Genomic DNA, 1634 nt, shown 5'->3' with positions numbered 1-1634 from the left:
GGCGCGCGCGCCTGGCGGCCGCCAAGCTGGACCGCGACGGCTTCGGCCGCAACACGTTTAATGGCGAACAGGTAAGCGACCAGGACAGCACGGCAGCGCGCCTGTCCGTCGGCTACTTTCCACAGGACATACCTTTGACCGTCGTGCTGAGCCTGGACGCTACGGATGACAAGTCGGGCGTGCGCGGTTTCCAGCGCATGGGCGTGAGCGCCTTCGACCCGCTCAAGCGTCCCGCCAGCACGGATGCGTATGATATCCAGAGCGGCATGCCGGGCAACAACTTCACGCACAACCGGGGCGGCTCGCTGGTGGCCAACTACACGCTGTCGAACGAGTGGTCCTTGAAAGTGATCGGCGCCAAGCGGCGCAGCACGTCCGAGCAAACCATCGACTTCGACGGCTTGCCGCAACCGATTGCCGACGTGTTTGGCGATTCGCGCGACGAACAGAAAAGCCTGGAATTGCAGGCCTCGTACAGCGGCGATTACGGCGCCGGCGTGATCGGTCTGTACCGCTTTGAAGGCACGGCCGGCGGCGGCATCTACAACAACTTCCTGGGGCGCCAGTTCACGGCCGCCGTCAGCACGGTAGAGACGGACAGCACGGCGCTGTACACGGACTGGACCTGGCCGCTGGGCAAGGTGTGGAGCATCAATGCGGGCTTGCGCCACACGCGCGAGGAAAAGCGCGCCATCGTGCTCAACCGCGCTTTTGCCGACGTGGGTTTTACGCGGCCCATCCAGACGGCGGCCGACTTCGACAAGTCCTTGTCGGTGAGCAATACCTCGCCGAAAATCTCCGTGCGCTACGAAGCGTCGAAGACGACGAATTTCTACAGCAACCTGTCGCGCGGCTTCAAGTCGGGCGGCTACAACGTGCGCGCCAACAACCTGGTGGTGCCCGATTCCGCGCGGCCTTACAAGGATGAAAAACTCGACGCGCTGGAAGTGGGCATGAAGTACGCGGCGCCCGACGACACGTTTGACGTTAACGTGGCCCTGTTCACCAACCGCTACAAGGATATTCAGTTGTCCGTGTTTACCAGCTATGTGCAGCCGGGCGGCGTGCCGGGCTTTTATGGCGACTTCACGAATGCGGGCAAGGCCACCGTCAAAGGCGCCGAATTCGAATTCTCGTGGCGGCCGAATCGCCAGTGGGAAGTCAACGGCTTCCTTGCGCTGCTGAACGCCAGCTATGACGAGTTCATGAGCGGCGGCAAGAATATTGCGGATACGCAAAAGTTCAGCAATACGCCAGCCCGGCAAGTGGGTTTGAACCTGACGCGCACGGACCGCGACGTCTTCGGCGGCGCCCTGCGCAGCATGCTCGGCTACGGCTACCGCAGCAAGGTGTATCCGACCACGGACTTGAGCGCAACCCTGGCGCAGGGCGGCTACAGCATCTGGACGGCGGGTGTCGTGTGGGAAGCGCCGAAGAACTGGACCTTCAGCCTGCACGGTAGCAACCTTGGCAACAAGCGCTACCGCACGGATGGCTACAACATTCCCGCCGTGTTCATCCTCGACGGTTTCTATGGCCCGCCGCGCCAGATCATCGCCAAGGCTGGCTACAAATTTTAAGGGGTGGTAGAAGTGCCGGCTTGACGGGCGTCAAGCCGGGTCGTTGTCGCTGTT

Annotated in this window: 1 protein-coding gene; it reads left to right on the top strand. The window is 62.2% G+C overall.

What is annotated here, in order from left to right:
• The coding region (locus tag ASN89_RS24205) for a TonB-dependent receptor (protein ID WP_058051047.1) at positions 1-1580 on the top strand (1580 nt) is incomplete at its 5' end.
• Between the last annotated feature and the right edge of the window lie 54 nt (positions 1581-1634).

The sequence above is a fragment of the Janthinobacterium sp. Ant5-2-1 genome (assembly GCF_001445815.1).
GTDB lineage: Bacteria > Pseudomonadota > Gammaproteobacteria > Burkholderiales > Burkholderiaceae_D > Janthinobacterium > Janthinobacterium lividum_E.
This window is presented reverse-complemented; position numbering and strand designations above follow the sequence as displayed.